21 protein-coding genes are annotated in these 24,782 nt (G+C 57.8%); 9 read left to right on the top strand and 12 right to left on the bottom strand.

Annotated features, from left to right (window positions below):
- Nucleotides 1-26: 26 nt before the first annotated feature.
- Both HWX89_RS12160 and HWX89_RS12155 read left to right on the top strand, forming a co-directional pair.
- Nucleotides 27-779 (top strand): TlyA family RNA methyltransferase, encoded by a 753-nt coding sequence (locus HWX89_RS12160; RefSeq protein WP_138794721.1) that lies wholly within the window; start codon nucleotides 27-29, stop codon nucleotides 777-779.
- A complete protein-coding gene (locus HWX89_RS12155; protein WP_138794720.1) occupies nucleotides 776-2,026 on the top strand; it encodes a class I SAM-dependent RNA methyltransferase in 1,251 nt (416 codons plus the stop codon). Before HWX89_RS12160 ends, HWX89_RS12155 begins: the two co-directional genes overlap by 4 nt.
- A 12-nt stretch (nucleotides 2,027-2,038) precedes the next feature.
- On the opposite strand, the gene HWX89_RS12150 is transcribed toward HWX89_RS12155, so the two are convergent.
- From HWX89_RS12150 to HWX89_RS12140, 3 genes are all read right to left on the bottom strand, one after another.
- Nucleotides 2,039-2,362: a hypothetical protein gene (locus HWX89_RS12150; RefSeq protein WP_138794719.1), complete on the bottom strand. Its 324-nt coding sequence runs from the start codon at nucleotides 2,360-2,362 to the stop codon at nucleotides 2,039-2,041.
- 91 nt (nucleotides 2,363-2,453) lie between these two features.
- Entirely contained in the window at nucleotides 2,454-3,212 is a 759-nt protein-coding gene (locus HWX89_RS12145) for a crotonase/enoyl-CoA hydratase family protein (RefSeq protein ID WP_138794718.1), read from the bottom strand.
- Nucleotides 3,213-3,222: 10 nt separating this feature from the next.
- Nucleotides 3,223-5,007 (bottom strand): acyl-CoA dehydrogenase, encoded by a 1,785-nt coding sequence (locus HWX89_RS12140; protein ID WP_138794717.1) that lies wholly within the window; start codon nucleotides 5,005-5,007, stop codon nucleotides 3,223-3,225.
- A 255-nt stretch (nucleotides 5,008-5,262) separates the two neighbouring features.
- On the opposite strand from HWX89_RS12140, the gene HWX89_RS12135 reads away from it, so the two are divergent.
- Entirely contained in the window at nucleotides 5,263-6,258 is a 996-nt protein-coding gene (locus HWX89_RS12135; protein ID WP_138794716.1) for a transporter, read from the top strand.
- A gap of 62 nt (nucleotides 6,259-6,320) precedes the next feature.
- Here HWX89_RS12135 and HWX89_RS12130 read toward each other — a convergent pair whose 3' ends face one another.
- The 4 genes from HWX89_RS12130 to HWX89_RS12115 form a co-directional block, all read right to left on the bottom strand.
- The gene (locus HWX89_RS12130) at nucleotides 6,321-6,812 is read right to left on the bottom strand and encodes a BA14K family protein (RefSeq protein ID WP_138794715.1); all 492 of its coding nucleotides are present in this window, start codon (nucleotides 6,810-6,812) and stop codon (nucleotides 6,321-6,323) included.
- Between the two features lie 213 nt (nucleotides 6,813-7,025).
- Nucleotides 7,026-7,490: a BA14K family protein gene (locus tag HWX89_RS12125; protein WP_138794714.1), complete on the bottom strand. Its 465-nt coding sequence runs from the start codon at nucleotides 7,488-7,490 to the stop codon at nucleotides 7,026-7,028.
- 160 nt (nucleotides 7,491-7,650) lie between these two features.
- Nucleotides 7,651-8,733: an FAD-binding oxidoreductase gene (locus HWX89_RS12120; protein ID WP_138794713.1), complete on the bottom strand. Its 1,083-nt coding sequence runs from the start codon at nucleotides 8,731-8,733 to the stop codon at nucleotides 7,651-7,653.
- 7 nt (nucleotides 8,734-8,740) lie between these two features.
- A complete protein-coding gene (locus HWX89_RS12115; RefSeq protein ID WP_138794961.1) occupies nucleotides 8,741-9,985 on the bottom strand; it encodes an aromatic ring-hydroxylating oxygenase subunit alpha in 1,245 nt (414 codons plus the stop codon).
- Nucleotides 9,986-10,310: 325 nt separating this feature from the next.
- Here HWX89_RS12115 and HWX89_RS12110 point away from each other — a divergent pair, with 325 nt between their 5' ends.
- The 3 genes from HWX89_RS12110 (at nucleotide 10,311) to HWX89_RS12100 (ending at nucleotide 13,441) form a co-directional block, all read left to right on the top strand.
- Nucleotides 10,311-10,919 (top strand): DUF6656 family protein, encoded by a 609-nt coding sequence (locus tag HWX89_RS12110; protein ID WP_138794712.1) that lies wholly within the window; start codon nucleotides 10,311-10,313, stop codon nucleotides 10,917-10,919.
- A gap of 77 nt (nucleotides 10,920-10,996) precedes the next feature.
- Complete coding sequence (locus tag HWX89_RS12105; protein ID WP_138794711.1) at nucleotides 10,997-11,974, top strand: L-threonylcarbamoyladenylate synthase; 978 nt, start codon at nucleotides 10,997-10,999, stop codon at nucleotides 11,972-11,974.
- Between the two features lie 33 nt (nucleotides 11,975-12,007).
- Nucleotides 12,008-13,441 carry an FAD-binding oxidoreductase gene (locus HWX89_RS12100; protein WP_138794710.1) on the top strand — a complete coding sequence of 478 codons (1,434 nt, stop codon included), beginning with the start codon at nucleotides 12,008-12,010 and terminating at the stop codon, nucleotides 13,439-13,441.
- Nucleotides 13,442-13,468: 27 nt separating this feature from the next.
- On the opposite strand, the gene HWX89_RS12095 is transcribed toward HWX89_RS12100, so the two are convergent.
- Complete coding sequence (locus HWX89_RS12095) at nucleotides 13,469-15,904, bottom strand: DUF1217 domain-containing protein (protein ID WP_138794709.1); 2,436 nt, start codon at nucleotides 15,902-15,904, stop codon at nucleotides 13,469-13,471.
- A gap of 304 nt (nucleotides 15,905-16,208) precedes the next feature.
- Here HWX89_RS12095 and HWX89_RS12090 point away from each other — a divergent pair, with 304 nt between their 5' ends.
- Entirely contained in the window at nucleotides 16,209-16,775 is a 567-nt protein-coding gene (locus tag HWX89_RS12090; RefSeq protein ID WP_138794708.1) for a DUF6101 family protein, read from the top strand.
- A gap of 76 nt (nucleotides 16,776-16,851) precedes the next feature.
- Here the strand turns inward: HWX89_RS12090 and ubiA are convergent, their stop codons facing one another.
- The 4 genes from ubiA to HWX89_RS12070 all read right to left on the bottom strand — a co-directional run bounded on the left by ubiA (nucleotide 16,852) and on the right by HWX89_RS12070 (nucleotide 22,597).
- Entirely contained in the window at nucleotides 16,852-17,805 is a 954-nt protein-coding gene (gene ubiA, locus HWX89_RS12085) for a 4-hydroxybenzoate octaprenyltransferase (protein WP_138794707.1), read from the bottom strand.
- A gap of 144 nt (nucleotides 17,806-17,949) precedes the next feature.
- Entirely contained in the window at nucleotides 17,950-18,750 is an 801-nt protein-coding gene (locus HWX89_RS12080) for a MipA/OmpV family protein (protein ID WP_138794706.1), read from the bottom strand.
- Between the two features lie 108 nt (nucleotides 18,751-18,858).
- Entirely contained in the window at nucleotides 18,859-20,115 is a 1,257-nt protein-coding gene (locus tag HWX89_RS12075; protein ID WP_138794705.1) for a cyclopropane fatty acid synthase, read from the bottom strand.
- A 169-nt stretch (nucleotides 20,116-20,284) separates the two neighbouring features.
- Nucleotides 20,285-22,597, bottom strand: coding sequence for a Tex family protein (locus HWX89_RS12070; protein ID WP_138794704.1), 2,313 nt, complete (start codon nucleotides 22,595-22,597; stop codon nucleotides 20,285-20,287).
- A 172-nt stretch (nucleotides 22,598-22,769) separates the two neighbouring features.
- Here HWX89_RS12070 and purD point away from each other — a divergent pair, with 172 nt between their 5' ends.
- Nucleotides 22,770-24,041 carry a phosphoribosylamine--glycine ligase gene (gene purD / locus HWX89_RS12065; RefSeq protein WP_138794703.1) on the top strand — a complete coding sequence of 424 codons (1,272 nt, stop codon included), beginning with the start codon at nucleotides 22,770-22,772 and terminating at the stop codon, nucleotides 24,039-24,041.
- A gap of 127 nt (nucleotides 24,042-24,168) precedes the next feature.
- Nucleotides 24,169-24,651, top strand: a complete 483-nt coding sequence (locus tag HWX89_RS12060; protein ID WP_138794702.1) for a plant virulence effector HPE1-like domain-containing protein — start codon at nucleotides 24,169-24,171, stop codon at nucleotides 24,649-24,651.
- The last annotated feature ends 131 nt before the right edge of the window (nucleotides 24,652-24,782 follow it).

Here is a 24,782-nt window from a genome sequence, read left to right as displayed (position 1 = left end):
ACTTTTGGCAGTCATTGACGTTTTCCATGTCCAAAACATCTGAAAATGAACGACTTGACCAGCTTCTCGTGTCGCTGGGCCACTTCGCCAGCCGATCGCGGGCGCGGGATGCCGTTAGCCGTGGCACCGTCAGCGTCAATGGCAAGATCGTCACCAAACCGAGCGCCTCCGTTGCCGCGGACGCCGACATCGCCATCAGCGACCCCGCGCAGGATTATGTCTCGCGTGCGGCCCTCAAACTCGTCGCAGCTCTCGATCATTTCAAGCTCGACCCATCCGGCTGCGAATGTCTGGATGTCGGAGCCTCAACCGGGGGCTTCACAGAAGTGCTGTTGCAGCGCGGCGCAGAGCACGTGACAGCGATCGATGTCGGTCACGGGCAGATGCATCCCCGCGTTGAAAACGATCCGCGTGTGACCAATCTCGAGGGACTGAACGCCCGTTATCTGACCGGCGACGATATCGACGACAGAGACATCAGCTTCATCGTCTCCGACGTCTCCTTCATTTCGCTCAAGCTCGCGCTCGCACCGGCATTACAGCTTGCCGCTCCGGGTTGTTTTGCCGCACTTCTGGTCAAGCCGCAGTTCGAAGCTGGCCGGGATGCCATCAGCAAGGCAGGGCTTCTCAAGGAGCCGGAGACGGCACCGGCCGTTGCAGCCGAGCTGGAGCGCTGGCTGGTAGAGGACATGGGCTGGAAAAGTCTTGGCCTTATCCCCTCGCCGATTTCCGGTGGAGACGGCAATATCGAATTTCTTCTCGGAGGCGAAAAGCCATGAGTACGCAGACGGTCACAATCAAAAGCCTCGGCGCTCAGGGCGACGGCATCGCGCACTGTCCCGACGGCACGGTCTACGTGCCGTTCGCCTTGCCGGGCGAAACTGTCGCCATCGCACGGGTCAAAGACCAGGGTACCGTGATGTCGATTGCAGAGGCCTCGCCGGAACGCCGTGAGCCAGCCTGTCGGCATTTTGGCCCCGATGGCAAGAATGGTACGTGTGGCGGCTGCTCGCTTCAGCATCTGTCGGAAGATGCCTATCGCGCTTTCAAACGCGATCTGGTCGTTTCCGCCCTGAAATCGAAAGGCCTGACGCCCGAGATCGGCGATCTCGTGATCTGTCGCCCCGGTGAGCGCCGCCGTGCGGTGTTCGCCGCCCGCAAGACGGAAAAGGGCTTGCTGCTGGGTTTCAGCCAGGCAAACAGCCACCACATCGTCGCCATCGAGGAATGTCCCGTCATGTCGCCGGGCATCGTGTCCCGGCTCGACGCGCTGCGCGCCATCGGCATTACCTTGCCTTCGAATACGGAACCGTTCCGCATGACAGTGCTGGAAATACTGTCCGGCCTCGATATCTCCATTGAGGGGATCAAGTCTGTCAGCGACAAGCAGCGCCGCACCCTTACAGAGACAGTGCTTTCCATGCGCGGCATCGCGCGTGTCTCGCTTTCCGGTGAAATCCTCATCGAACCGCAGAAGCCGTTGCTGGATTTCGGTGGCGTTTCGGTATCACCACCGGCTGGCAGCTTCACCCAGGCCACGAAAGAGGCCGAAGACGCCATGGCTGAACTCGTTCTCGCCCATATCGGCAAGTCGAAGCGCATCGCCGATCTTTTTGCCGGTACCGGAACGTTTGCCCTTAGGCTTGCCCGCATCGGTAAAGTGCATGCGGTGGAAGCCGAGGACAAGCCGCTCAAGGCACTCGATTTCGCGGCCCGCAACACGCAAGGCCTGAAACCGGTCAGCGTGGAAAAGCGCGATCTTTTCCGCCGTCCGCTGATGACGAGTGAATTGAAGAATTACGATGCGGTGGTGTTTGATCCACCACGCGCGGGCGCGGAATTTCAGTGCAAGGAACTTGCACGCAGTACCGTCAAGAAGATCGTCGCCGTGAGCTGCAATCCGCTGACGCTCGCACGCGATATCTCCATCCTGATGGAAGGCGGCTATCGCCTGACCCGCGTCACACCTGTCGACCAGTTCCTATGGTCTCCGCATGTGGAAGCGGTTGCGACACTGGAGAAATAGTCTCCAGACTGTTTACCAGGCAGTATCGATGTTGCCGTTGCCCACCACGCCGGAGCAGCGGCAACGTCCACCCACCCGCCCCTGCTGGACCGGGCAGACATATGGCCGGTTGCGATTGGCACTGTCAGGCGGCGTGATGACGCAGACGAAGCGTGCACGCTGCTGACGCTGACGGTTGTTGCCGGAATAAAAGTTCTGGCCATCCTGCGTGACGACCGATTGCGCGAGAATGATGTCCTGCCCAAGCGGATATGACATTTGTGGAGACACGGCGGCCGCCTGTGCCACGCAGGTCGACAGGATCATGGCAATCGCGGCGAAGACAGTTTTTCGCATGGGCTCGGCTTTCGGCTGATGGCGGATTTCGCGATCTAACCCGGCAGATATTGCCGAGTTCCTTAATAACCGGAAATTCCCTCGGGCACGCTTAACGGCGCATGAATGCTTCGAAGGCCGCTCTAGCTTCCGCGCTCTGCAAACGCGCCACAAAATGCCGCGCCTCGTCTTCTATGCGGGCCAACACGTCGTCCGACTTGCCGCGCAGCAGATCCCGAGCGATTTTCAGCGCTTCCGGCGGTTTGGCCGCAAGACGCATGGCGATTGCCAGCGTCTCAGTCTCGACGTGTTCCGGTTCCGTGACCTTCCAGACCAGCCCGGCGGCAGATGCCTGCTCGGCAGAAAAACCTTCTCCCATCGCGAGCAAGGCGAAAGCGCGCTGATGGCCCATGATGCGTGGCGCAAGCAGGCTGGAAGCGGCTTCCGGCACCAGCGCCAGATCAACGAAGGGCGTCTTGAACAGGCTGCGGCTGGAGGCAACCGTCATATCGCAATGCAGATGCAGCGTCGTGCCAATACCGATTGCAAGTCCATCCACGCCCGAAACCAGCGGTTTCTCAAAGGTTGCCAGCGCCGTCAGGAAATCCAGAACAGCGAGTTTGCCCTTGCCACCGGCCATCGCGAAGGCCAGAAAATCGGCCATGTCATTCCCGGCAGAAAAGCAGCCTTCCGTGCCGAGAAACGCAACGACGCGTGTTTCCGGGTCATTGTTGGCTGCAACAAGGGCTTCTGCCATGCGGCGATACATGGCGTCGGTAATGGCGTTTTTCTTTTCAGGCCGGTTGAACCGAATGGCCAGAACTTCCGGCGCATGGGCGATCCGTTCGACAAGAATATGAACGTCAGACATCCAGTTCTCCTCAACCGAGCACGGCACGCGCCGCTGCAAGACTTGCTGCGCCGCTCATGACGCGATCCTTGAGTGCCGCCGTTTCAGCAAGCAGGTTTTCCGCAGCAAAACGGCACAACAATGCACGATGCGCACCCTTGCCATCATCCACGGAAGCAAGCGCACCCTTGGCAAGGTAGGCACCGGTCAACGTGAGGCCAAAGAGCCGCTGATAGGGGGTTGCACCAGCAAGGGCGATATCGGTTTCGCCACTCTTGATGCGCTCCTGCAGCCAATCCGTGACTGTTTCGAGATCGTTAAGGCTCGTCTCCAGATAGGTCGCCGTGTTGCCGAGATCGTCCCGGTTGGAGGCGGAAAGACGCGCGGCGATCTCCTTGAGTTCCTGAATGAAGCCGCGCACCTGCGCGCCGCCGGACAAGGGCAGCTTACGCATGACGAGGTCGATTGCCTGGATGCCGTTGGTGCCCTCATAGATCGGTGCGATGCGCGCGTCGCGCAGGTAACGGGCTGCACCAGTTTCCTCGATGAAGCCCATACCGCCGTGCACCTGAATGCCCAGAGAAGCGACATCAACGCCCGCATCAGTGGAAAAGGACTTGGCGATCGGGGTCAACAGGGCAGCACGCTCCTGCCAGTGATTGCGATCCACATCGTTTTCAGCGGCATGCGCCATGTCGATGGCGTGCGCACAACTGAAGGAAATCGCCCGCGAACCCTGCGTCAGCGCCTTCATCGTCAGAAGCGTTCTGGCGATATCGGGATGTTCGATGATCGGGCTCATGCCGGAACCCTGCCAGCCCGGCGCCTTGCCCTGCGTACGTTCCCTGGCATAGGCAATCGCCTTCTGAGTGGCTGCCTCGCAGATTGCCACGCCCTGCATTCCAACAGCAAGGCGGGCATTGTTCATCATCGTGAACATGCAGGCGAGGCCCTTGTTCTCCTCACCAACCAGCCAGCCGAGCGCGCCTTTTTCCTCTCCGAACTTGCCGTCACCGAAAATCATCGTGCAGGTTGGCGAACCGTGGATACCCAGCTTGTGTTCCAGCGAATGGCAGAACACGTCATTTCTGCCGTCAGGACGACCGTTGTCATCAAGGAGGAATTTAGGAACAAGGAACAGCGAAATGCCGCGGGTTCCGGCCGGCGCATCGGGTAGGCGCGCGAGAACGAGATGGATGATGTTGTCCGCCGCGTCGTGCTCGCCCCATGTAATGAAAATCTTCTGGCCGAAAATCCTGTAAGTGCCGTCGGCCTTACGTTCGGCACGCGCTTTCAGCGCCCCGAGATCCGAGCCGGCGTGGGGCTCGGTCAGGTTCATGGTTCCGGTCCATTCTCCGGAAACGAGTTTGGGAAGATAGGCGCGCTTAAGGTCATTGCTGCCATGCGCCACCAGGGCCTCGACTGCGCCCATGGTCAATGTGGGCGCCAGCGCAAAGGCCATGGAACCGGAGTTCCACATTTCGAGGGCAGCGACGTTCAGCATGTGCGGCAGGTTCTGGCCGCCAAACTCTTCCGGCGCCGTCAGGCTGTTCCAGCCCGCTTCCGCCCAGCGGCGATACAGATCGGCCCAGCCATCCGGTGTGCTGACCTTGCCATCCACAAGCCGGGCGCCCTGACGGTCACCGATGTCGGCAAGCGGTGCAACCTGGTCCGTCGCAAAACGACCCGCCTCGTGCAGGATGGCATCCACCACATCTTCGTCAAGGTCACCCAGCGCGGCGCTCGCCAGCGCATCTGAAAGGCCCGCGACATGTTTGAGCGTGAACGCAATGTCGTCTACCGGCGCGGTATACATCCTGCCTCCTCCCGAAGCTGTTCCGTACTATGCTGTTTTCGGGCTAAATTATTTTTACGTAAACGTCAATTTGAAAATTCCCGCCAGCCATGACCGTCACCGTTATGAAACTGTCACATGAATTTGCTCTGCATGCGGCCTGGGTCGAAACCACGCGGGACCGGCCCTCAAAAAAGTGCCGCGCTGCCGCCGCCGTTTCATTCCGAAACGACGGATGCTTCCCCTCCTCCCATCCAGCCGGTCAGGACTGCCACGATGGATCTCGTAACACCCATTATCCCCGGCCTTGTCTGGGCCTATCACTTCCAGCCTGGAAAAGCGCCCTGCCGGCGGCTGGCGCCAGATGCCGGTTTCAACGAAATGGTCGATTGTGGTGGGTTTTTCTGGCTGCATCTCAATCTGGCAGACCAGCGCGTGGCAGGCTTTCTAGAAACGATCCCCGGTCTCGATCCGACCGCGCGTGCGACTCTCACCACCCATGAGACGCATCCGTCCATCACCGTCGACGAAAAGTCGCTCTACGGTACGCTGGTCGATTTCCAGCGCGATTTCGATCAAGAAACGCGTGACTTCGGATGGCTGCACTTTGCGGTCAGTGATCGCTTCATTATCACCACGCGCCTTCAACCGCTGCGCTCGGTGGATCGCTTGAAAGCGGCAATTGATAAGAACGCCAACCGCTACACGACGCCATCACATGTCTTTGAGGGTCTGGTCGCGGAATTTCAACGTTCGCTCATCAGCCTGGTGATGGAAACCACGGAGCAACTCAACACGATCGAGGATCTCGTTTACGACAGCGAGACACGCGACGAACGGCGTCGCCTTGCGCCGCTCCGTCGCACGGTCGTCCGGTTGCACCGCCACCTTCGCACAGTGCTGACATTGATGCGACGCGCATCGGCCGTGGATGAAGACGAGATGCCGGATGGCTTCGAGGATGTTGCTTCACGCCTGATGGGACGTCTTGAGGCAGTGGACCACGATGTCTACGCCTTGCAGGAACGAGCCCGTCTGCTGCACGAGGAAATCGATTCCAAACTCTCGTCCGAGACCAACCGCCACCTTTACATTCTCTCCCTGATGACCGCATTTCTTCTGCCGCCGTCGCTTGTGACGGGTTTCTTCGGCATGAATACGGATGAATTGCCGTTTACGGTTGGCACAGGAGGAACGTTGTCAGCGAGCCTGTTCATCGTCATCTCGGTTGCGCTCGCCTGGTTCGTGCTGAAACGGGCACGCATTCTCTGATCGGCCAAAATAAAAGCCGCCCGGGCGGGGCGGCTTTCCTGTCAATCTGAGCGCTTATGCGATCAGCCGTAAGGCGAATAGCAGGGCTGGCGCGGACCATTATATGGCTGGAACGTGTTGCTACCGGCATCGTAGGAACGATAACGGCCATAGCACCAGTTCACGTGCGCGCGGCTCATGCCACCGCGATAGACCGGACGATATTCGCGATAGACTGGACGCGGACGGTATTCCGGTACCGGGCGATAAACTTCGCGTGGCTGAGACAGCGCACCGCCGATAATCGCTCCCGTTGCGAAGGCTGCAAGCGGGAACCAGTAACCGTCGCGATGGCGGTAACCCGGACGGTAATCGCGATAACCGCGATGGCCGTTATACCAGCCACGGCGCTCGTAGCGGTCACGATAGTACTGCACGTTCACCACATCGCTGCCTGCCGTTTCGACGCTCTTCGGCGCCATGGTCAATGGCAGGGCCTGCGCCGGAACGATAGCGCCTGCAACCATGATCGCAGAAAGACCAGCAGCAAAGATAGTCTTAACATAGCTTTTCATCTGACTTCCTCCATTCACGACGGTCACTAGGCCGTATTGTGAATCTGGTTTTCTCCATTTTGGCCAATTTTCAGCCCTGGCGCGGCTTTTACATGTCTCAGGCTATGAGTTTTCGCCTGAACCCAGCATTAACGCTGCAATCACGTGTCGTTTACCAGATCTGCCCCTAAGGGCCGAAAACCCGGAAATGATCCGGGTTTTCGAACACAACCGTCAGCGGCTGTAAGGAGAAACGCAAATGCGTCGCGGACCACTGTTCGGCTGATAGGTGTTGTCGTAAGCACGGTACGAACGCCAACGGTTCTGGCACCATTCGACATGGCTGCCACCGTAGGCGGGACGTGACGGCTGTGCCACCGCGCCGCCGATGATGGCGCCAGCCGCAAAGGCTGCCAGCGGGAACCAATAGCCGTTGTGATAACGGTAACCGGGGCGGCGATCCCTGTAGCCGCGATGGCCATTATAATAGCCGTCACGGGGCGGACGCGGACGGTACATACGATCGCCTGGTGGCCTTCTCCTATCCCATTCACGATACTGGACCGGCACGACAATATCCGACGCAGTCGAAACCGGCTTCGGTGTCGGGACCGGAACCTGGAATGCCTGCGAAGGTGTAAAACTTGTCAGGAACACGACGAGCGCTGTGGCAACGCTCGTTGTCCGGAAATTCAGCATGGTGTTTCCTCCATTTGCTGTCGCGCGCTGCTCTGCACGCCGGTTATCGTCCATTCTAGTCGGCGATAACGGTCAGCCCCGTGAAACCCGAAAAGAACCCGATACGCAGCTAACGCAAAAGGGGAAAATTAGTTCCATCACAACGTGATGGAGGATGACATCACGCTTCGACCTTCACATCGGTCAAGGGACGTGAGCAACAGGCAAGAATGTAGCCTTCTTCGATCTCCTCATCGAGAATTCCGCCATTGTGGCTCATCTCAACTTCGCCCGAGAGTTTGAGCACGCGGCAGGTGCCACAGATGCCGGATTCGCAGGCAGCGCCGATACGCACTCCAGCAGCACGGGCCGTCATCAAGATCGTCTGGCCCGGCTGGCATGGCGCTTCCTTGCCCGACAGCGTGAAGCCGACACTTGCCATTGCCTCGCCATCCGCATCGATGACGGCGCTCTCACCGACGAAGACCGGAGCAGCAGGGGCAAAGCTTTCCTGATGGTAACGGCTCATGTCGAAACCCGATGCCTCCAGCATCGAGCGCACAGCCGCCATGAATGGTTCCGGGCCACAACAGAATACGGTGCGGTCCATGAAATCCGGCGCAAGCAATGCGATCTTCGCTTTGTCGATCATGCCCTTGAGACCCGACCACAAATCGGTTCTTCCGCAGCCCTCGACAATGAAGCCTAGCGACAACTTCGGCATGAAGCGCGCCAGATATTCGAGTTCGTGACGGAAAACGATATCCGAAGGCGAACGGGAGCAGTTGATGAAGGCGATATCGCTTTGCGGTGCACGATCGCTCATGTCGCGCACCATCGACATCATCGGCGTTACGCCCGACCCGGCCGAGACGAAGAGATACTTCTCTCCGGGGTGACGAACGTAAGAAAAATCGCCGAGCGGTCCGAGCGCCCTGATTTTCATGCCTGGACGCAAGTTTTCGAACATCCAGCGCGTGCCGATACTGTTGGCCTGTGCCTTCACTGTCACCGAAAGAGAGTAAGGCCGCGAGGGACTGGATGACAATGTGTAGGTGCGAAACAGCGGCTCAGACCCGACCGGAAGCTCCAGGGTGACGAACTGGCCGGGCAAATACCGGAACCAGTTCTCGTCCTCCGAGCGGAACAGGAACGTCATTACATCAGGCGTTTCCGGCGTCACCGAAACGCACTCCAGGAGGTGGAGCTTGTCGCTCCACGGCTTCATTTCATCGATGTGCTTGTAACTTACGGCCATGTTCATCTTCGGATCACGCGACTGCAGAAAGCCTTGCCTTGTCGCCGGACAGCCGGTCGACCATGAAGTCGGCATACCAGTTGACGAACTGCATCACACCGCCTTCATCCTCCATAGAGTAAGGGCCAGGTTCATAGGCGGGCGAGCGGATGCCGAACGCATTTTCCTCAACGATGCGGCGGTCCTGATCGTTGGTCTCGTTCCAGACATGCGTCAGTTCTTCGAGATCGTAATCGACACCTTCCACCGCATCCTTGTGAACCAGCCATTTGGTGGTGACCATGGTTTCTTCGGCGCTGAGCGGCAACACGCGGAAGGAAATGGAGTGATCGCCCAGAAAATGGTTCCAGGTCGTCGGGTAATGGAACAGAAGCAATGCGCCGATATGGCTGATCGTCACATCATCAGAAAGCTGGCGCCTCACAGCGCGCTTTCCCGACATTGTATAGCTTTCCGCTTCGCCAATCAGCGGCATGCGGGCAACGCGGAACTGCCCCTTCGGGTCGATCTTGAAGCGGCTCGGCAGACCAGCGGCTTCGCAGCGTGCCCAATGACCGCCGATCTCAGGGTCGCTTGCACCGCCATCGGTCCCCGTCACACTTGGATTTTCCGGATAGGTGCGGCAGAGTTCGGGATGGTTGGCCGCGCAGTGGTAGCACTCACGGTTGTTTTCCCAGACAAGCTTCCAGTTGCCCTTTTCGATGATCGTGCTTTCGTGCGCAACCTTCGCTTCCTGGATGCGGTGCGGCGCCATGTAGGCCTCCACCTCGGCCCTGACCGGTGAGAAATCCGCCGGCTGTGCGCCGAGACAGATGAACACGTAACCCGCGACGCTTTCGCAGGCGACGGGCTTCAGGCCAAATTCGCCCTTGTCGAAATCCTCACCCATGTGGCGGGCAAAGAGCAGCTTGCCATCCAGATCGTAAGTCCACTGGTGATAAGGACAGACCAGACGGGCCGACTGCCCCTTGTGAGACGTGCAGACGCGCGAACCGCGATGACGGCAGGAGTTGTGGAAGGCGCGAATTGCGCCATCGCGACCACGCACGACAATGACCGAATAGGCGCCGATCTGCACCGTAACGTAAGTGCCAGGCTTTGGTACTTCGCAATCATGGGCGACGAACAGCCAGTCGCGGTACCAGATCGTTTCCATGTCCAGCTTGAAATAGTCCGGGTCCGTATAGAAGGGCTGTTCGAGACTGAAACCCTCACGACGGTTCTTAAGCTGGCGCAAAACGGTATCACGCAATTCCATGGCCACATCCTCGATCGATCCACCCTGCCCGACATCTGCAAATTCGGGCTGCGGGAACATGCCAAGCATCTAAACACCGGTAGAGATTTGCAGGAGCGCAGACAGCGACATTGGCTTCCGCATTGGCGACAAATTGCGACATCGAATATTGGTCGTCGCGCGCCCATTTATCAGCGAAATCCGACAGGTATTCCGATCGGCAAACACGTCGCAATATGGCACACGAAGCGACTTTTCAGCGTTAAAAAACGACACCTGCCCCGAAACGGACTATTAATATCCCCCAATTTACAGTGGGATATTGGCGGCAACGAGGGTATGGTCCGTGGAGAAGGCAACACGCATACGCTACTTTGATGCAAGCAAACGCGCGACAACGCCGGTACGGTCGAAGACCGCACATTCAGAATTTCTCCGTACGGGACGCATCAGCCGCTATGAAGAACGCTGGCTGCCCAAAGAGCGGACCTATTACAGCCATACTGAAGTGGCTGAAATAACCGGGCGCAAGCTGGAAGCCGCCGCAGACGCGACGCACAGCCGTCTCAATGCCTTTCACCATTCCATTCGCTTCCCCAAGATGGTGTTCCATCATCTTCTCGATGACCGACCACATCTCGGCTACTGTCACGTCACCGCATCGAAAACCAGTTTCGATGCGCAACGCCATGTGCTCTGGTCGTTCTATTTCGCCAATTTCTTTGCGGAACTCAGTGGCTCAGACAATTTCTTCGAAAATATCGATGCGCGTTATTCCCGCATGTACTTCGCCATTGCAATGGACGTACTTCCGGATCGCAGCGTAACGATCAACAAGTCGTTCCATCGCGACGGCCTGCTGTTCCAGACCCATGACCCTAAAATCGCCTTGAAAAACGTCCTGATGCTGGGCGCGCGGTCGGATGACATGCGCAAAATCATCAATGCGATCTAGGGTCTGACCTTAAAGCCGCGATAGCGCTTTCCATACCTGCCTTAAATACGCTATTGACCGCCGTGAAAGGTATGGACATGGCGCGTCACATCGATATCGAACACCAGCGGGAGACAGCACTCAAAGAAGCTGTCGCAGAACTTTCCCTCGGCATGCCCATCGCACTGCCCACGGAAACAGTCTACGGCCTTGCCGCCGATGCCACCAATCCCGCCGCGATTGCACGGATTTATGAGACCAAGGGGCGACCGCAATTCAACCCACTGATCTGCCACATGGCCGACATTGCCATGGCCGAACGTTACGCAATCTTCGACGTCACGTCCCGCAAACTCGCCGAAGCCTTCTGGCCAGGACCGCTGACGCTGGTTCTGCCACTGAAACAGGCAAGCGGCATCCACTCTCTGGCAACCGCCGGTCTCGATACGGTCGGCGTGCGTGTACCGCAGGGTTTTGCCGGTGACCTGATACGCCATTTCGACAGACCTCTGGCGGCGCCAAGCGCCAACAGTTCCGGCAAGATCAGCCCGACAAGTGCAGCACATGTCGAAGCCGATCTTGGTAGCAAGATCAATCTCATTCTCGATGGCGGCGCGGCTGCCGTCGGTGTCGAATCCACGATTGTCAAAGTGGAGGCGGATGGCCGGATCAGGCTGCTTCGTCCCGGAGGCGTCGTTACCGAGGACATCGAACGTGTCGCCGGAGCCGAACTTGAGCGCCCCGGGCAAGCGTCCGCAGCGATCGAGGCGCCCGGTATGCTTGCATCCCACTACGCCCCAGGGGCAGCCGTCAGGCTCGGCGCATTATCCGTCACCCCAGACGAGGCGCTGATCCGTTTCGGAGGCCATGCCGTCAATGGCGAGGATAAGGCGCGGATCGTCCTTGACCTCAGCCCGTCCGGCGATCTGGCCGAAGCGGCGGCCAATCTTTTCGACTATCTTAAAGCGGCCGATGCGAGTGGCGCTGACAGCATTGCCGTTACGACCATCCCCAACAACGGTCTTGGTGAGGCGATCAATGACCGCCTTTCACGGGCCGCCGCCCCCAGACCATAACCCTCCCCAGCCACCAATCCCAAAGAGACGCCAATGACCGCTTCTGCCCTCTCCAATGCCGTCCTCGACCGTTTCATCGCCATTGTCGGAGAAAAGAACGCAATCCGCGACGAAGCGGAAATTGCGCCGCGTCTTGTGGAAAACCGAGGCCTCTATCACGGTGCGTCGCCGCTCCTGTTGAAGCCGGGCTCGACGGAGGAAGTGGCCGCCATCATGAAACTGGCGAGCGAGACGGGTACGCCAATCGTCCCGCAGACCGGCAACACGGGACTGGTTGGCGGACAGACACCGCGAGAAGACGGAACCGACATCATCCTGTCTCTTGAGCGGATGAACCGTATTCGCGACATCGATCCGGTTGCCAATGTCATTGTCGCCGATGCCGGCTGCATTCTGGAGGAAATTCACAAAGCCGCGGAAAAGGTCAACCGCATCTTCCCGCTTTCGCTTGGCTCGCAGGGGTCGTGCCGGATCGGGGGCAATCTGGCGACCAATGCCGGCGGTACAGCGGTTCTGGCTTATGGCAACATGCGCAACCTCTGCCTCGGGCTGGAGGTCGTTTTGCCGACCGGTGAAATCTGGAATGGCCTTCGTCGGTTGAAGAAGGACAATACAGGCTACGATCTGCGCGATCTGTTCATCGGATCGGAAGGTACGCTCGGTGTCATCACTGGTGCGGTTCTCAGGCTTTTCCCCACACCGCTCGGTCATCAGGTGGCGTTTGCCGGTCTGCAATCCACCGAAGACGCGCTCAAGCTTTTCGAAATGGCGTCCAATCTGTGCGGCACGGCCCTGACCGGTTTTGAGTTGATGCCGCGCATTGGCGTGGAATTTACTGCCAAACATATTCCTGGCGTTCGCGATCCGCTGGAAAGCGCCCATGAATGGTACACGCTGATTGATATTTCCACCTCGGATTCGGCCGATACGGCGGAGACGATGATGCAGACGCTGCTTGAGCAGGGTTTTGAGGCCGGACTGGTTCAGGATGCGGTGATTGCATCATCCGAGGCGCAAAGACAGGCCCTGTGGCACATGCGCGAAAGCATGTCGGATGCGCAAAAACCCGAAGGTGGATCGATCAAGCACGATGTTTCCGTGCCGGTTTCCAAAATCCCGGACTTCATGACGACAGCCGGAGAGGCTGTCATGGCAGCCATACCAGGAGCACGCATCTGCGCTTTTGGTCATCTCGGTGATGGCAACATTCACTACAACATTTCTCAGCCGGTTGGAGCTGACAAGGCCGAGTTCCTCAACCGCTGGCATGAGATGAACGAAATCGTTCACGGCATCGTTCTGTCGCTGAATGGCTCGATCTCGGCAGAACATGGCATCGGACAATTGAAGCGTGATGAACTTGCCTCGATCCGTCCCGGCATTGAAATGGATCTGATGCGGCGCATCAAGTTCGCGTTCGATCCGGCAGGCATCATGAACCCCGGCAAGGTTCTGGCCGCCAGGTAAGCGGCCAAAACCGGATTATTGCCTGGCTTACCTGCCTCTCAGGGTGGCAACCGCGAGCAGCGTGTCGGCGCTGATACCGACCGAACCGCCACTGAACAGCGTCAGGATCGGATCGCTGGTATTCTGTTCGCTGTCGTACATGACGGTGAAGCGGGAAATCAGTTTCTTGACCTGATCCGGGTCCTGGAAGTCCTCGATGTCGAAGTACTTCTTCATCATCGTGACCTGCGTATCCACGTCTGCATTCGCCATCTCGTCGGGAATGCCGAAGGTGGTGTTTACAAATTCCTGAAGCGCGGTGTCCGCCAGGATCGAATAATAGGACGTGGTATCGGCGGCAATGCGCTGGAAATAAAGCGCCAGTCGCACACCGGCATTGTCTTCACCCGCCTGCGTTTCGAGCGTTTGCTGCAGGTAGTTGTCGAGCGTCTCGTAAAGTCCGCGGCGCGTCTGGATCGAACTGCGGTCCTCACGCAACAGGTTGCCCTCAGTATCGAAGTTGAAGGCTGTCACAAGACGGCGGAAGACCGGGTCCATTTCCTTGTTGAGATAGCTGTCCGGATCATCGAGATCGGACGTGAACATCTTTTCCAGTTGTTCTTTCGTCACGCTTTCAGGATCGATGCCAAGCGATTCCATCGCGAGCTTCGTCAGCCGGTCATTTGCGAGAAACTCATCGAGCGTTTTAATTTTCTGCATTTCATCAGTGAAATATTCCGTCTCTTTTGTCGCCGCTGTCTTGTCCGCTTCCGTCCCGAAAGTGGACTTCTTCGTGATATAGTCGGCGGACATGGTCTGCATTTCAATCTGAGACTGGGCCATCACCGGAGAGCCGACAGTCCCATCCGATTTGAAATTGAACAGTTCCGCCAGCTTTACATAACGCTCGTCCTTGAGCGTATAGACATAACTCTTCTTGTCCTGCAGATCGCTTGTCAGCACCTTGCGAATGTCGGCAGGCCGGACCGTATCTGGGTCAAGACCAACGGCCTTGAGGGCGTAATCGTAAACTGCGCTGCTGTTGAGGAAATCCTTGACCGATGTCACGCTCGCAATATCGCTCTTGAACAGGTTGAGAGCCTTTACGTCCGCTTCATCGTCCTTGTCGTTATAATGGACCATGTAGCCGTTGGTGGTGGCTGCCGTCTGCGTCACAGACTGGGGAACATCGCCTGCGGCGAGCGTGCCATCCGTCTGGAAATTGAAGGCGTTCCTGAGCGCAAGGTAGCGCTCGTCATTCTTGCCGATCTTCGCGATGTAATTGTCTGGATCACTCAGGTCGCTCGTCAGAATGTTTTTGATCGTGGCGGTAACGATCGTCATATCGTTGAGATCGAAAGCCGTCCTGATGTAGGCCAACATCCTGGTGTCCGCGACAAGCTCATCAACCGAGGTGATCGAGCCGATCTTGGATTCGAAGTAGTCACGGTTCAGCGTGGCGACTGTGGGCGTCACACGCGGCGCGCTGGTCAGATAGGTGTCCACCAAGCTGCTGAGGTTTTCAGCGGTCTGCGCGCCACCCGCAGCAACCGTGCCGTCATTGTTGAATTCGAAGGCCTCGGCGAGCTTCGCCATATTGTTGTATTGCGTGACGATGCTATTCAGTTTCGACTGTTCCGCCTTGATTGCAGCAAGCGTCGTCTCCCATTCGTCCTGCGGCGGCAGAACTGATTCGAGCTGGGTTAGCTGATCCTGACGGGTGGTTTTCTCTTCCTCAAGCGCGGCCCGCTCTTCGGTCGTCAACGTCGCGTCCTGCAACTCCGTATCGATTGCTTCAATTCGGGACGTCACCTGGGCATGCAGTTCGATGTTACTCTTGGTGGTCAATTTTGTGACGGCATCCGAATAGGCAGCATCGTATTTCTGATTGAGATAGCTGTCGGGATCATCGACGTCGCTCGTCATCAGACCCTTGATATGAGAGTAAGAATAGGTCGCTTCGTCGATATCAAAAACCTGGAAGACGTAAGCGCGAAGTCTATCGTTGCGCAGGACCTGATCGACATTCGTCACCGTTCCCATCATCGACTTGTAATAACGGGTCTCCTCGGAAAGGCTGTTGTCCAGATCCGAAATCGATGTGTCATATAGGCCGATCAGCTTGTCCAGCTGCGCATCGGACTGCACGGAAGCCGTCGATTGCGTAAAGTTGAATGCAGCGGCAAAGTCTCGGTAACGCTCATCGGTCAACTTGTTGGCGAAGCTGTTGTCGTCGTTCAGATCGCTTTCCAGAACCTTTTTCATGAAGGCCTTGGCATAGGTCATTTCGCCCAGACCGAAGGCATCCATGGCGTAGGAATACAGCTGATAGTCATCGAGAAATTCATCGACACTTGTGACCTTGCCGATGTTTTCCTTGTAGTAATTCGTCTGCCGTTCGATCATCGCCTGCTGCGACACGCGTGAAAGACTCGCCTTCATATCGCGATTGATAAGGTCGTAGCTGAGATAGGTCGATACCATCGAAAAACTCCAGAAAGTGCTGCATGCGCAGGGCAAGCCCGATGGCACCATGCAGGCTTCGCCTTGCCCGTAGCTTGATCCAGTCCTGCGCGCTGAAAAAGCCGCATTGTCTCGATTTGCTTTACCCGTTCGAAACCATGCCTTGGTGCGTTTTGCTAACCATTTGGGAATGCAAAGTTTTCTTAACCGCGATTTTTAAGCAGTCTCGAACAGCGGCGGTCTATCTTGACCATATCAGAGGACGAAAAAGTCCCGATGAGAAGACCGGAAACCGGCTCTCAGGTAAAACAAGGGTAGAATAAACATGACCAAGACCGTTCTTAAGCCCGACTGGGCCGTCGCCACACTGAGAGTCGATCCCGCGCGGTTTCCGCAACAGGTCACCTATGGCAAGGGACAAGGCTCGGCCGATGTCGCTGTAACGCTCGATGAGCGCGGCGCGGTCATGCGCAAGACGCTTTCCTCCAGTGGCCTGCCACTGTCTTTCGCCCTACCGGCCCGCGCATTCAAGGGCGTTGCCGCCCGCGCCATCGACCATGGCGACGGTCAAGTTACAGTCACGCTGGAACTTCACCACGACGATCCCGATCTGTGCATCCCCTTGCTGGTGGCGCACGACCTCTGCGATATCGCTGCCGATTGGCGCAGCTGGTCGGAAGCCTATCGTATTCCCATGCTGATGGTTGAAGCCGATGGCGTTGCCCGTCCCCTGGAAGAACATCTTGGCAAGGTCCGGACGAAAAACGCCCGTCCCCGTCGCCGCCACTCCTACTTTGCAGAGCGTCGCCCACGCTTCCTCGTACGCCGCTCGACCGGATCGCTCGGCATGCGCATGAAGATCGAGGGCAAGGAAATCATCGCTCGCAACTAAGCTCCAGTTTCTAGGAGGACAACAGCCCGGCGCGGATAACGCGGCCGGGCTTTTTGTTTGGGCAATAGATTGCGTGTCAGGCCAGAAGAAGCGGCAGGACAAGGCCGGCAAAAACCAGCGCGCCGACGCGATTGTTGGATTTGAACAGCGACAGGCACTGTGCCACGTTGTCGATATCCAGTACCCATACCTGTCGGAACAACATCAGCGCAGCGACGGCAAGTCCGCTGAAAGCGAGGATGTTAACGCCGGCCATCCAGAACGACAAAAAGAGGCAGACAAGGGCTGTGCCATAAAGAAAGACCAGCCAGCCATGTGTCCTGTCCCCGAACAACAACGCCGTTGAGCCGATGCCGACAGCGGTGTCGTCTTCCTTGTCCTGATGCGCATAAATTGTGTCATAACCGATCGTCCAGACAATGGCGCCGACATAAAGCAGCACAGGCGGCCAGTCGAGCGAGGCGAATTGTCCGGCCCACCCCATCAACGCACCCCAACTGAACGCCAGACCAAGGAAGAATTGCGGCCAGTTGGTGAAGCGCTTGGCGAAGGGATAAATCATCACGAAGACGAGGGAAAACAGGCCTGCAGCAATGGCGAATGTGTTGAACTGAAGGAGCACAACCAGCCCCGCCAGCGCCTGCAGCACGATGAAGACCTTGGCCTGCATCCGGCTGACCCGGCCTGATGGTAACGGTCTAGAACGGGTACGCGCCACAGCCATATCGATCTTGTGGTCGACCAGATCATTGTAGGTGCAGCCAGCCCCGCGCATCGCGACCGAACCGATGAAGAACAGGGCGAGATGATAAAGCAACGTGCCCCAGGAAAAGGTTCCGGTCTGCGCCGCAACATTGGCCGCGAGCGCGGCTGACCAGAAGCATGGCCACATCAGAAGTTGCCAGCCGATGGGACGATCCCACCGTGCCAATTGCGCATAGGGCCAGAGGGTTCGCGGCAAGATCCGGTAAACCCAATTGTTGGATGGCGCGTCCGAAACGCGGCCTGACAAATCGCTGTGATGAACCATGGATCGGTTCTACAGCATCGGCCCGAAAAGCGGAATCTTTTTCAGATGCAGCAGAGCCCGAACAATGGTGTGCTAGGCGGAAAAAGAAAGGCTCCGCAGCGCTGAACGCTGCGGAGCCTTTTGAATAACAATGATGTCGTCGGATCAGGGCAGCGAGAAGCCGAACTTGTAGCTTGCCTGAACACCAACGATAAACTGGTTGCGCGACCCGCGCTCGCTGACCAACGTGCTGTCGGCAGCATCGCCGGTCAAACGACGATATTCGGCAAAGGAGCCGACTTCGGCATTCTCTGTGACCTTCCAGGTGATTGCCGCACCGACACCAACGGAATGCAGACCGCCATTTGGGCTGTAGGGCGAAGGCGCACCGGCTGCCGTCTGTTCGGCGGTGACGCCGTAATACCGCTCATTGTACTTCTTGCTGACCCATGTTGCGCGCGGACCGGCAGAAATCTGGATGCCGGGCGCGAGATCAGTGAAAACGTCGGCAGAAAGGTCGGCAACAACGCCACTGTGGCTGCGAATACCCTGACGCGCTTCGCCGCGGATGCGCAGCCAGTCTGTCGGATAGGCTTCGGCGAAACCGCCAAGCTCGCCGCCGCGCTTGATGCGCCGCATGCCCTTGAGATCGGCAGAATCGCCATCATCACGCGGTGAGATCAGACGTCCGGCAAGACCTGCGCTGATAGGGCCGTTGTCCAGCAGCGAAATCGACGCGCTGTCGTTGCGAGAAGTGAAACGTGCTCCCTGCCCGGCGCGGCCGAGAGAGATGATCGGCGAAAAACCGAATTCGTTCTTGTTATCGCCCTGATACTTCGGCGCCGTAAATCCGGCACCGCCGAGTTTCAGATACCAGTCGCCGGAAAACCAGCCTTCGGCTTGGGCATTGCCGACGGCAAAAAACGATAGAACACAAGCGGCGACGGCCACTGATGGCTTGAACATGGAAAGGTCCCCAGAAACGCAATACAGACAGGAGACCCGCAGAATTAGAGGGATTCTGTTTCCATTCCATTAACCAGCACGAAAAAGCTCGCCTCGTGCCTTGCCTTCTCAGAACGTGACCTTTTCCAGCGGCGGTCGGTTTTTTTCAAATTCGAGCAGCCTTGCTTCGTTGGCCTGGATGTAATCGCGGCTGTGCGGCACGGCATCGCGCGACTTCGCAAGCTGGATCTGGAAAATGTGAAAGTTCTCATGGCTGAAAGCCATTTCCGAGCCAGCGAGATAAAACTCCCACATCCGGAAAAAGCGTTCGTCGTAGAGAGAAATTGCCTCCTCCCTGCGCGCGACGAAACGTTCCCGCCAGTGCCTGAGTGTATGGGCATAGTGCATGGGCAGGATTTCGATATCTTTCACCAGCAATCGCGCCTTTTCAATCGCCGGCAACACCTCAGCCAGCGACGGAATATATCCGCCGGGGAAAATGTACTTCTCGATGAAGGGATTCGTCGCCAGCCCCGGATACGGCTGACCGATGGAATGCAGCACCATCACGCCATCGTCGTCCAGCACTTCCGCAACCTTTTCGAAATAGTCGCGATAATGGGTCGGCCCGACGTGTTCGAACATGCCCACTGAAACGATACGATCAAACTTCTTCGATGCCGGCAGATAACGGTAATCCTGCAACTCGAAGCGGACCTTGTCTGCAAGACCGCGCTTTTGCGCCCTGTCGCGCGACACGCGCAATTGCTCTTCACTGAGCGTAATACCGGTGACGTCTGCACCTGCGCTTTCGGCGATATACATGGCCATGCCGCCCCAGCCGGAGCCGATCTCCAGCACTTTCTGACCGGGTTCGGTCATCAACTTGGCTGCAATGTGCCGCTTCTTGGCGCGCTGCGCCTCTTCAAGACTGATCCCCGGCGGATTGAAATAGGCGCAGGAATATTGCCAGTCCTCGTCCAGAAACAAATCGAAAAGCTTGGCCGACAGGTCGTAGTGATGGGAGACATTGCTCCTGTTGTGGTTGACCGGCAGGTGCATCTTGACACGCGATGCGATGATGCGGGCAACACCGCGCCAGATCATGCCGAAGGACAACGCCTCGCTCAATGTGTTGCTTTTGACCAGTGCCAGGAAGTCGTAGATATCGCCTTGCGCGACCGTCATTCGCCCTTCCATGAAAACTTCCGCGAGTTTCAAGGCGGGATCGGCGGCAATCTCCTGGGTTGCGGCCTCATCGGAGAAGTTCAGGATCACCTTTCGTCCTGAACCGTCGCCGTAGCTGTAACTTCCGGTCGGCGAGGTTACGAGGAGATCGCCGATCTTGATAATCTTTTCAAGCAGAGCATGCAGAGACAACGCCATGACACCCCCAATTGCTAAGTCTCGCTTATCAATTTTTCCTGACCGTATTCCTTTCATCGAGACTTTCAAGATAGTTGTTTTTCAAAAAAATTGAACGATTTCATAAGAAAATGCCCCCGCCGCAGAAAACGGCGAGGGCATTTCATTCCATCAACATTTCAACCTTGAGTTATCGGCGCTTCATCGCCTCTGCCAGGGCAGCCGCCAAAGCGCCGCCGGATTGCGACCCTTCGTTGCGCCCCTGTGGCTTGGCGTTGGCATGGCGCATCGCGTTCGCATTGCCCTTCTCACGCATCGACTGGGGGGCGGCCTCGCCACCGTCCTTGCGCATAGTGAGGCCGATGCGCTTACGCTTCACATCCACTTCAACGACTCGCACCTTGACCACGTCACCCGCCTTAACCACCTCATGCGGGTCCTTCACGAAACGATCGGCCAGTTGCGAAACGTGGACAAGCCCGTCCTGGTGCACACCGATATCGACGAAGGCCCCAAAGGCGGCAACGTTCGTGACCGTACCTTCCAGCAACATGCCCGGCTTGAGGTCGGTGATTTCGTCCACGCCTTCAGCAAAGGTTGCCGTCTTGAAGCTTGGACGCGGGTCACGGCCAGGCTTTTCCAGTTCGGCAATGATGTCCTTGACCGTCGGCAGACCAAATTGCTCGTCGATGAACTGCTTCGGATCGAGCGCCTTCAAGGTGGCACTGTCCCCCATCAGCGTGCGCAGGTCGCGGCCGCAGGCCGCAACAATCTTCTTGGCCACACCATAAGCTTCAGGGTGAACGGACGACGCATCCAGAGGCTCCTTGCCATTCGGGATACGCAGGAAGCCCGCGCATTGTTCGAAGGTGCGCTGGCCGAGACGCGGAACCTTCAAAAGCTCCTTGCGGCTGGAGAAAGGCCCGACCTGATCGCGGTGCAGGACAATAGCATCGGCAATCGACGCACCAAGACCGGACACCCGCGACAATAAAGGCGCAGACGCGGTGTTAAGATCGACGCCGACGGCGTTCACGGCATCTTCTACCACCGCATCAAGCGAACGGGACAGCTTGCCCTGATCGACATCATGCTGATACTGGCCGACACCGATGGATTTGGGCTCGATCTTGACGAGTTCCGCCAATGGGTCCTGCAGACGACGTGCGATGGAGACGGCACCACGCAACGATACATCGAGGTTGGGGAACTCGTTCGCGGCGCGTTCCGATGCCGAATAGACCGAAGCTCCAGCCTCCGACACGATGACCTTGGTTGGCTTTGGCCCGGTCAGTTGCGCCAGCATATCCGCCACCAGCTTTTCCGTCTCACGGCTACCGGTGCCATTGCCGATAGCAATCAGTTCCACGCCGTGTTTACGGATAAGGCTTGCGAGCTCCGACTGCGTGCCACGGATATCGTTCTTCGGCGGAAAGGGGTAAACCGTCGTGGTGTCGAGCAATTTGCCGGTACCATCCACGATCGCCACCTTGACGCCGGTGCGAATGCCCGGATCGAGACCCATTGTTGCGCGCGAGCCGGCGGGTGCAGCCAGCAACAAATCCTTGAGGTTGCGCGCGAAGACATGGATTGCTTCTTCTTCTGCGCGTTCACGCAACTCGCGCATCAGATCGAGCGACAGCGACATGGAAAGCTTCACGCGCCAAGTCCAGCCGGCCACCTCCATCAGCCAGGCATCGGCCGGACCTGCATTGCGAATATCGAAGCTGCTGGCAATGGTGCGCTGCGCGGGCTTGACCGGTGAAGGATCATCCGCATCGACATCGATGGTCAGGGTCAGCACTTCCTCGTTCCAACCGCGCAGCATGGCAAGCGCGCGATGGCCGGGAGCTGTCGCCCATTTTTCATTATGCTCGAAGTAATCGGAGAATTTCTCGCCAGCCGCCTGTTTGCCATCGACCACCCTGGCGCGCAGCATGGCGCCCTGGCGCATATAGTCGCGCAGGCGTTTCAACAGATCGGCATTTTCCGTCATCGCTTCAGCGACGATATCGCGAGCTCCCTCGAGTGCCGCCTTCACATCGGCGACCTCGCCCCGAACATAGCTTTCCGCCAGCTTGGACGGATCGGCCCCACGGTTGTCCCAAATGGCCTCAGCCAAGGGGCCAAGACCGCGTTCGCGGGCAATTTCAGCACGGGTGCGGCGCTTCGGCTTGTAGGGAAGGTAAAGGTCTTCCAGTTCAGCCTTGGTGGCTGCCTGCATGATCTTCACCATCAACTCGTCCGTCATCTTGCCCTGACCGTTGATGGATTCAACGATTGAGCTGCGGCGCGCATTGAGTTCACGCAGGTAAGAGAGCCGTTCCGCCAAGACACGAAGCTGCGTGTCATCCAGGCCACCCGTCACCTCCTTGCGGTAACGGGCGATGAAGGGAACCGTCGCTCCCTCGTCCAGCAATCCTATCGCCGCCTTAACCTGCTCGGCGCGAGCGTTGATTTCGGTGGCAATCAATGTGGAAAGGCGGGCATTGTCTGCGGACATGTTCTTCTCTGGACTGTTTGAAATCGGGCTGAACATAGAGGCTGATTGTGGCATGACAACATGCCATTACGGCGATTCCACAGGAAAGGCAGGCATTCGCGTCCGCTTTACGCTTGACCTTTGATGCCCCTGCCCTTAACGCCGCAGAAACGAGATTACAGGGGTATTGACCATGAAAGTTCTGTTGATCGGTTCTGGCGGACGCGAACATGCGCTTGCATGGAAAATCGCCCAATCTCCCCTGCTCGAAGAGTTTTACGCCGCGCCGGGCAACCCTGGCATTGCCGACCATGCGACACTTGTTTCGCTTGATGTCGAAGATCACGCCGCCATCATCGCCTTCGCAAAAGAAAAGGCACTGGATTTCGTCGTGGTTGGCCCCGAGGCACCGCTCGTCGCCGGCCTCGCGGACGATCTGCGCGCAGCGGGAATTGCCACCTTCGGCCCTTCAAAGGCTGCAGCCCAGCTGGAAGGCTCCAAGGGATTCACCAAAGACCTCTGCGCCCGCTACGACATCCCGACCGGCGCTTACCAGCGCTTCAAGTCCGCAGAGCCGGCCAAGGCCTATGTGCGTGAACAGGGAGCCCCCATCGTCATCAAGGCTGACGGCCTGGCAGCAGGCAAGGGTGTAACTGTTGCCATGAACGAGGCGGAAGCTCTTGCCGCCATCGACGATTGTTTTGACGGCGCCTTCGGCTCCGCCGGTGCGGAAGTCGTTGTGGAAGCTTTCCTGGACGGCGAAGAGGCAAGCTTCTTCTGCCTTTCCGACGGCAAGACGGCGCTCGCGCTTGCAACCGCGCAGGATCACAAACGTGTCGGTGACGGCGACACCGGCCCCAACACCGGCGGCATGGGCGCTTACTCCCCTGCCCCCGTGATGACGCCTGCCATGGTGGAGCGCACCATGAAGGAGATCATCGAGCCAACCATCAAGGGCATGGCAAAAGACGGCCATCCTTTCTCCGGCGTCTTCTTTGCGGGCCTGATGATTACCCAAAAGGGTCCGGAGCTGATCGAGTACAACGTGCGCTTCGGCGATCCCGAATGCCAGGTGCTGATGATGCGCTTGAAAAGCGATCTGTTGCCGATCCTGTACGCCACAGCGACGGGCACGCTTGATCAGGTGACGGCAGAATGGCGAGACGACGCCGCGCTGACTGTCGTTCTCGCATCGAAGGGCTATCCAGGTTCCTACGACAAGAATACGCCGATCGCGCATATTCCGGATGCAAGCGCCGACGCCAAGGTGTTCCATGCCGGCACGGCGTTGAAAGACGGCAAGCTGGTTGCAACTGGTGGACGCGTTCTAAACGCCACTGCGTTTGGCGAGACCGTGACGGAAGCACAGACGCGCGCCTATGCGCTTGTGGACGATGTGAAATGGGACAACGGTTTTTGCCGTCGCGATATTGGCTGGCAGGCCGTAGCACGCGAAAAAGCCTGAACCGCTTCACGCGTTTGGCCATTCGTTCAATTTTTACCAAGTTTACTGACCGGATGGAAACGAAACTCCGATAAGGTCTCGGAAGGCATATGGCGGCTTCGACCGCCTGAACTTCGGGGGCTTTTCCATGCATCGTGCTCTTGTGACAGCGATCATAGCGCTGACCAGCGGGTCGGCAATGGCATCGTCCATCGAATATGTCGATGGCGCGCAGGTCAGCAACGGCAGCTTCACGCCCATGAAATGCGTCAGTTGCCCACCGTTGAAAGAGCGCACCAGGCCTGACACCTACGCCATCCCGTCGATTGCGCCAGGAACGCAGCAGACTGAAATGCGCGAAATTAACGGCCACAAGGAAATGATCCGTACCGAGGCATGGCTTGGCGGAGCACCCGTGACATTCGTAACAAAAAATCCCGCCTGGCTGCCGCTGGAGGATGCTGGCACTGCAATCGCAGGCCATGGGAGTGCAGCGCCCGCCACCAGCGCGCCAGAGACCGCCGCCACCGGACCTGTTGGCATTGATGCATCGGCAACGACCGGCGCCATCAAAGCGGGTGTCGCTTCAGGCGGTACAGATTTCTCGGATTTCAAACTGCGCACAGAGTGAGTGATTTCACAAAAGGCGGGCATTGATAAAACGCAAGACTGCTTCCGCCTAAACCGCACTACCGAGAGTAGCATTAAATAGTATATTTTTCTATTTCTCACACCCATTTTGCGCGAATGCGCGTGGAATGA

The organism is Rhizobium sp. RM (assembly GCF_013390595.1).
GTDB lineage: Bacteria > Pseudomonadota > Alphaproteobacteria > Rhizobiales > Rhizobiaceae > Agrobacterium.
The sequence above is the reverse complement of the archived record's forward strand: the minus strand, read 5'-3'. Positions and strand labels throughout refer to the sequence as shown.